10 protein-coding genes are annotated in these 6,358 nt (G+C 39.2%); 5 read left to right on the top strand and 5 right to left on the bottom strand.

All coding sequences use genetic code 11. The features are described from left to right. Nucleotides 1–351 precede the first annotated feature (351 nt). A complete protein-coding gene (locus PG766_RS16630) occupies nt 352–567 on the top strand; it encodes an EamA family transporter (RefSeq protein WP_270591371.1) in 216 nt (71 codons plus the stop codon). 273 nt (nt 568–840) lie between these two features. On the opposite strand, the gene PG766_RS16625 is transcribed toward PG766_RS16630, so the two are convergent. The 3 genes from PG766_RS16625 to PG766_RS16615 are packed head-to-tail and all read right to left on the bottom strand — an operon-like array spanning nt 841 to nt 1,890. Next, entirely contained in the window at nt 841–1,260 is a 420-nt protein-coding gene (locus PG766_RS16625) for a response regulator (protein WP_270591369.1), read from the bottom strand. Then, nucleotides 1,245–1,559 carry an ATP-binding protein gene (locus PG766_RS17200; protein WP_270591367.1) on the bottom strand — a complete coding sequence of 105 codons (315 nt, stop codon included), beginning with the start codon at nt 1,557–1,559 and terminating at the stop codon, nt 1,245–1,247. Before PG766_RS17200 ends, PG766_RS16625 begins: the two co-directional genes overlap by 16 nt. Beyond that, nucleotides 1,537–1,890 carry a DUF4118 domain-containing protein gene (locus PG766_RS16615; RefSeq protein ID WP_243006495.1) on the bottom strand — a complete coding sequence of 118 codons (354 nt, stop codon included), beginning with the start codon at nt 1,888–1,890 and terminating at the stop codon, nt 1,537–1,539. Before PG766_RS16615 ends, PG766_RS17200 begins: the two co-directional genes overlap by 23 nt. 195 nt (nt 1,891–2,085) lie before the next feature. Here PG766_RS16615 and PG766_RS16610 point away from each other — a divergent pair, with 195 nt between their 5' ends. The 4 genes from PG766_RS16610 (at nt 2,086) to PG766_RS16595 (ending at nt 5,256) form a co-directional block, all read left to right on the top strand. Next, a complete protein-coding gene (locus PG766_RS16610) occupies nt 2,086–2,544 on the top strand; it encodes an RrF2 family transcriptional regulator (RefSeq protein WP_117824793.1) in 459 nt (152 codons plus the stop codon). Then, the gene (gene trxA, locus PG766_RS16605) at nt 2,535–2,843 is read left to right on the top strand and encodes a thioredoxin (protein WP_055247598.1); all 309 of its coding nucleotides are present in this window, start codon (nt 2,535–2,537) and stop codon (nt 2,841–2,843) included. Before PG766_RS16610 ends, trxA begins: the two co-directional genes overlap by 10 nt. Nucleotides 2,844–3,449: 606 nt before the next feature. Beyond that, nucleotides 3,450–4,754, top strand: a complete 1,305-nt coding sequence (gene ltrA, locus PG766_RS16600; protein ID WP_270591366.1) for a group II intron reverse transcriptase/maturase — start codon at nt 3,450–3,452, stop codon at nt 4,752–4,754. Between the two features lie 358 nt (nt 4,755–5,112). Then, entirely contained in the window at nt 5,113–5,256 is a 144-nt protein-coding gene (locus PG766_RS16595; RefSeq protein ID WP_207662364.1) for a hypothetical protein, read from the top strand. A gap of 236 nt (nt 5,257–5,492) precedes the next feature. Here PG766_RS16595 and PG766_RS16590 read toward each other — a convergent pair whose 3' ends face one another. Then, nucleotides 5,493–5,825, bottom strand: coding sequence for a DUF3784 domain-containing protein (locus PG766_RS16590; protein ID WP_117455464.1), 333 nt, complete (start codon nt 5,823–5,825; stop codon nt 5,493–5,495). Between the two features lie 50 nt (nt 5,826–5,875). Beyond that, nucleotides 5,876–6,193 (bottom strand): hypothetical protein, encoded by a 318-nt coding sequence (locus PG766_RS16585; protein WP_005611085.1) that lies wholly within the window; start codon nt 6,191–6,193, stop codon nt 5,876–5,878. Between the last annotated feature and the right edge of the window lie 165 nt (nt 6,194–6,358).

The raw sequence follows: 6,358 nt of genomic DNA, 5'->3' as shown, positions 1-6,358 counted from the left end.
TTAACCGAAGGGTCGTTGGTTCGAACCCAACTCGGGGAGTTGAGAACTGTAAGCGGTTGCTTACAGTTTTTTTCATTTCATAGGAAATTCCGAAGGAACTGTATCGCTGATATTTATCCGGACACCATATGTGGAGTCGGTCAAATTTAAATATAATAAAAGATTCAGTCTGATTTAGGTTGGACAGCTCTGCATATTTGTATTATAGTAAAAACAGTATTTCAAGGGTGATTGCGTAACAATGCTTGTTGCGTTATCATCCTTTTTGGATATAAGGAGGCAGGATAATGAAAAAACTTGCATCAGGAATGGTAATTCTGGCAGGGATACTTTGGGGAAGCATGGGAATTTTTGTCCGCAAGTTTGAAATTTGTTTTTTTAAGTACAGTGCTTGCATTTTGCCTGTATACTGCCGGTCTTAAAAATTTAGATAATGGAAAAGCTTCTATTTTGGCATCAGTTGAGCCAGTTGCAGCTACCTTGATTGGTGTAATACTATATAAAGAAACCTTATCAGCAGGAGAAATATTTGGAATTAGGATGTTAAACGAAACAGCTATTTCATAATCGGGATGCCTTTTGCAACCCGGCGATAAATCTTCCATATAATGGTGAATGGAAGACTGATACAAATATAAAGTGTAGAAAAAAGACCTGCAAAGCCTCCAATTATAACCAAAAGTAACATTCCAATATTCATGCCTCTCTCACTCCAGTTCTTTGTATTTCTTTTGATAAAGTCATTTTATAAGAAAATATGTAATTTGAAAAGAGATTGGAGTCAAATGAACGATATTTCCACTGATAGTCAGGGTACGTTTTTCAAAATCGAGTATTAACTCACCACATTTGTAAGGGTGGAAGAGTTTGATCTGAAGAGGTATTCATCCGGGTACTGTGTCTGAGTGAGGTGCGGATACGTGCAAGGAGTTCGGCGGAACCGAATGGCTTGGTGATATAATCATCCGCGCCAAGATCGAGAGCTTTTACCTTTTCATGTTCATTTGTACGGACAGAGATGACGATGACTGGACAGTCGGACCATTCACGAACCTGCCGGATGATTGTCTGACCATCCATATCCGGGAGCCCAAGATCAAGGAGAATGAGATCTGGACAGATAGAATTTATCAGCTGAAGACCTTCTGTACCGGTTATGGCGGTTGTTACTTTATAATTGTGCCCATATAACAGCTTTGTAACAAAAGTAAGGATATTTCGTTCGTCTTCTATAAAAAGGATATTTACTTTTGGCTGCATGGAATGTTTTCCTCCTCTTCTTTTGGTAATGTAAACAGAAATAAAGCACCATTGGTGTGGTTTTTGGCTACGATATAACCATTGTGTGCGTCAATGATCGTTTTACAGATTGATAAGCCGATTCCCATACCCTTGTGGGAGTCAACGGAACCAGTATTGTGGCAGATGCCACTGAAACTATCCGGAATAACGTCCGGGTTCAGACCATGTCCGAAATCTTTGACACAGAAGGTTACGTGGTCTGGATGATCAGTGACGGTAAGCTCCGGAGTCTTGTTACACTGATAAGATGGAACCATCAGACAGAAGAGAGGAAGTGGTTGCTGTGGTGAGCAATATAATGATCAACATTCCGATAAATGTGACCGGATAGCCGCTCAATGTGAAATTCAGTCGGAAAAACGGATAGGTAAAGAAGAAATTGATACAGATTACGGAGAAAACAGAAGAAAAGAGCCCGAGCAGGTATCCGTTCGTATATCGTGCAATCAAGATTTGGGCAATAATATAAAGTAATGCGATGTTTGCAGTATTTTCAGAAACGAATGAGAAAAAAAGAAAGGCAAGTGCGGTCGCGATGCCAAGTAGTGTGAGTGTAAAAAGTGTATTGTTATGTAATAATTTATTCATAGCAGATAATCCTCATAAATAAACAAAATTTTCACAAAAAACTATCATATTTTCTCGCAAATGTCAGCAGAGATAAAAAATCATAACAAAATCCAGGCAAAGAGGTTGACATGGCAAACTGTATGTGATATTGTTACAGTATAAATTGTAATTAAAAAAATTACAGTTCAACATATAAGAAATGAGGGGAGAAGCGTGACAAGTGAATTTGCAATAGCGGTTCATGCACTTGTATTTCTGGATCGCAGCAATGCTACTATCGCAAGTGAAGAACTCGCAGATAATGTATGTACAAATCCTGTATGCATACGCAAAGTGATGGGAAAACTAAAAAAAGCCGGTCTGATCGAGACAAGAGAAGGCATGGGAGGCGGTTACCGGATCGCAAAAGCAAATTCGGATATTACGCTGAGGCAGATCAGTGATGCACTGGAGAATACGCTTGTAAAAGCATCCTGGCGTTCTGGAAACCCGGATAAAAAGTGTTTGGTTGCAAGTGGGATGTCTGTAGTTATGGACGAACTTGTAACAGGGATGAACAGGAGCTGTAATGATTATCTGGAAAGAATCACGATCCAGAAAGTAGAGGAACGGCTTACTGCCATTAAAGAAGAAAAAGATAATGAAACAGGAGGATGTCTATCATGTCAGTAATCAATTTAACAACAGAGAATTTTGAAGAAGAAGTATTAAATGCAAAAGAACCAGTACTGGTAGATTTCTGGGCAACATGGTGTGGACCATGCCAGACAATGGGACCGGTTGTTGACGAACTCGCACAGGAGCTTACAGATGTAAAGGTAGGTAAGGTGAATGTGGATGAGCAGATGGCGCTTGCCAGAGAATATAAGGTAATGTCAATTCCGACATTTCTCGTATTCAAAGATGGAAAGGTCGCAGAGAGAACTTTAGGAGTTCAGGAAAAGAGTGAACTGGAACAGCTGATTCGGTAAGCAGAATATAGAATAAGTTATCTAAGGATGTGCCAAGGCACATCCTTTTTGTAGTTTGCGCACCATGGGCGCGCTCTAACGGGTGAAAGTCGTGTGTTCTGCAAGCTGTTATCAGCTTGCCAGTGAAAGTCTGGTCAAGGTAATCGCCAGTGAGCCTTGTAGCGAACCTCCAATGCTTTTGGGTGACCGATTGTGTTGAAGCGAGGTATGCCTGTGAGAAACAGGTGCAAAATAGCAGTCCGTAACATAAAGTGAATCCTGTAGCATCGTTACGTTAGCCCTGTAAGGGACAAGAGGGAGTCGAGTCACTGACTTTCTGACGAAGACCATGGAAAATGTGGGGATACTGGAGTACAGCATTGAAGAACCCTTCGGTGTAGATGGAGCGGAATGTTATGAAAGTTGATAACGGAACAGAAGAGATCTCATATCATCATATAACCACAAGTATGTAACTGAGGATATAAGCACGCATGCGAAATTTCTTGGGAAGTGGTATGAGAAGTCGGAGGAGCCCATAGTATCTATGAACTATTGGTAAGAAAAACAATGGGAGAAAAGGGGCTCTGCTTTAATCAAGATTAACGGGAAGGTAAGGGATAGTGCATGCTAAATAATGGACAACAACACTCAATAGAAAAATCACGACAACTTCAACGTAATCTATACCTGGCAGCCAAAAAGGATAAGCAACGCAGATTTCATGCGTTGTATGACCGTATCTTTCGCCTGGATATTTTGTGGCGGGCATGGAAAGAAGTACGAGAAAACAAGGGGAGCGCTGGGATTGACGGCATTACCTTTGAAATGATTGAGGAATACGGAGTAGAAGAATACTCGTTGGATATTCAAGAGGATTTAAAGAATAAGAAATACAGACCTAAGCCGGTAAAGAGAGTATACATTCCAAAACCGGATGGGAAGCAAAGACCATTGGGAATACCGACTATTAGAGACAGGATTGTGCAACAAGCCTGTAAGATAGTGATAGAACCTATCTTTGAAGCAAACTTTCTAGATAGTTCTTATGGATTTCGCCCTAAAAGAGATGCAAAACAGGCTACAGAAAAAGTGAAAAAAGAATTATATAAAAACTGGTATGTAGTAGATGCAGACATACAGGGATACTTCGACAACATCAACCATGAAATACTACTGGGATTATTAAATCGTCGCATCAGTGATAGAAGGGTCATTAAGTTATGCAGACAGTGGTTACGAGCAGGAGTTATTGAAAATGGGAAATACTATCCAACGGAAAAAGGTTCACCGCAAGGAGGTGTCATTAGTCCGTTGTTAGCAAATATATATCTTCATGTACTGGACTCCTACTGGGAAAATCATAAGGAACTGGGTGTCATAGTCAGATATGCAGATGATGCAGTGATTATGTGCAGAAAAAGAACAGATGCAGAATTAGCGTTTGAGCATCTGAAAAGAATAATGACTAAGTTGAAACTGACGTTGAATCCGCAGAAAACGAAGATTGTAGATATGAATAAAGAGAGTTTTGACTTTCTTGGATTCTGCTTCCAGAAGTTTGGTAAAACCAAAAGTGGAAGGAAGTTGCCGTATATGATGCCTAGTAAAAAGGCGATAAAAAAGGTAAAGGATGCAGTCAGAGTAATTACTTGCAGAAAATCAGCTTATGAGGGTCTGGAGCAGAAGGTGGAGAAATTAAATCCACTCATAAGAGGATGGAGAAACTACTTTCAGCATGGAAACTCAACAAAACGATTTAAACAGCTCGATGAATTCGTGTGGATGAAGCTATGGAGACGGGTGTACTACAGGCGAAAACAGAAGAAATACAGAGAACATGTGCTGTATGGATTTCGAAAGTGGTATGCAACCAGTGGAATAGAGTACTTTTATTATCTAAACAAGAAAAGATATGTGGCAGTCGTTTGAATGCTGTAGGAAGAAGGTTATCGGAAAGCCGTGTGAGGGAGAACCTCATGCACGGTTTGAGGTGGCAGGCGATGGAAACGGATTACCGCGCCATCGCTTGACCCTACCCGAATACGCCTAGGTAACAAGGAAGTATATAGCCGAACAGGGTGTCCATTGTGAGGTGGAATCTGAAGGAAGCTGTAGTAAAGAACTAGATGCAAGAATTTGTTATAGGCTGCGTATGTGTATCTGGAAGCAATGGAAAACCTCACAGAATCGTATAAAGAATTTGATGAAACTCAGAGTTGATAAGGATACAGCTTGGATTACGGCATACACAGGTAGTCGAATCGCTTACATGTGTCACCGAAGAGTTATGAATTTTGCAATAAACAAAGAAAAATTAACCCGATTTGGACTAATGGGACTTATGGCAATTGATTATAAGAAGCCGGTAAAAGTTATTTCAGAAGATGAGAAATTTATGAAACAGATTGAGAAATGGGCTGTTGAAGAATAAGAATGGATGAGCTGAAAGATGGGAGAGCATGGGGATTTTGCTCTCCCGTTTTGTTGCGAAAAAAAAGAAACGCTGTAAATTCAACGTTTCTCCTACTTTTTACTTAATGCCGCAGACCGGAATCGAACCGTTTTTCTTAATCTCAAATACTGATAGAAAGGGGCTTTGAAGACTTCATCACGGTTGCGGTGTTCAAAAAGTGTTCAAACGTTTGTCGCATACAAACTAAAAAGTTGTTACTTTCTGCATAGTGTATTTTCTAAAATGATAATTACTACGACATCAACCAAAATAATCCCCAATGCAATATATACAAAAAATGCAGGCAAAATATTTTCAAGCAAGCCCATTGTCAATGCAAGAATTGCTATAATAGACATTCCAATTCCCATTGTTCTGCATAACTTCTTTTCATCATATTTTTCCTTTTCTTCTTTTGAAGCCGTATTATATCCGGAAATAAACCAACTCCCGTGTCCAGAAAGTAAAATAATAGAAAATACAGCAAATATCACAAAGACAATCCACACTATCCAATCAGAACCTGTTGCTAAATCTACTAATTTCATTTATAAGCACCTCCTTAAATTCCGTTTTTCTTAATTCGATAAACTTGAATTTATACCCGGTACTTGTCTCGATTTATAGTCATATCAACCAAATGAAATACAAGTAAGATAATAAAAAAAACGGAAACTATTATTATTCCTGCGCCCAGCTTGATAAAATCAATTATACCGCCAAGACAAAAGAGCATTGCCCATGTCTTAATCCGTTTTCCAGTAACTCTGCATATTTTCTCTGTGTTTAATCCAGTATAATCTCCTGATAAAAACAGCACACTTCTTTCTGTATTCCTTGATTTGATAAAAAATCTTCCAACAAAAAAGAGAACAGTTGCCATCAGTAAATCAATAAATATAATTATTATTTTCATTTTCAACACCTCTAATTCTAAGTTCACAACTTCAAATTGTTTTAATTCTTCTCAGTTCCACCTTCTTTCCCTTCGGACAAGAAGTATCCCTCGCTCAAAGAGCTCGGTCAATTCAAATCTTCTATTGCTTTCAGTCTCTGCTGAAGACTGAAAGTTACCTTCGCT

The sequence above is a fragment of the Coprococcus sp. LG101-27 genome (assembly GCF_027695515.1).
Classification (GTDB): Bacteria; Bacillota; Clostridia; order Lachnospirales; family Lachnospiraceae; genus Allocoprococcus; species Allocoprococcus comes.
This window is presented reverse-complemented; position numbering and strand designations above follow the sequence as displayed.

Bases quoted from the DNA above. Each gene is read 5' to 3' on its own strand.
- PG766_RS16625 (WP_270591369.1), bottom strand. From the start codon at position 1,260: ATGCAGCCAAAAGTAAATATCCTTTTTATAGAAGACGAACGAAATATC.
- PG766_RS17200 (WP_270591367.1), bottom strand. From the start codon at position 1,559: ATGGTTCCATCTTATCAGTGTAACAAGACTCCGGAGCTTACCGTCACT.
- PG766_RS16615 (WP_243006495.1), bottom strand. From the start codon at position 1,890: ATGAATAAATTATTACATAACAATACACTTTTTACACTCACACTACTT.
- trxA (WP_055247598.1), top strand. From the start codon at position 2,535: ATGTCAGTAATCAATTTAACAACAGAGAATTTTGAAGAAGAAGTATTA.
- ltrA (WP_270591366.1), top strand. From the start codon at position 3,450: ATGCTAAATAATGGACAACAACACTCAATAGAAAAATCACGACAACTT.
- PG766_RS16595 (WP_207662364.1), top strand. From the start codon at position 5,113: ATGAATTTTGCAATAAACAAAGAAAAATTAACCCGATTTGGACTAATG.
- PG766_RS16590 (WP_117455464.1), bottom strand. From the start codon at position 5,825: ATGAAATTAGTAGATTTAGCAACAGGTTCTGATTGGATAGTGTGGATT.
- PG766_RS16585 (WP_005611085.1), bottom strand. From the start codon at position 6,193: ATGAAAATAATAATTATATTTATTGATTTACTGATGGCAACTGTTCTC.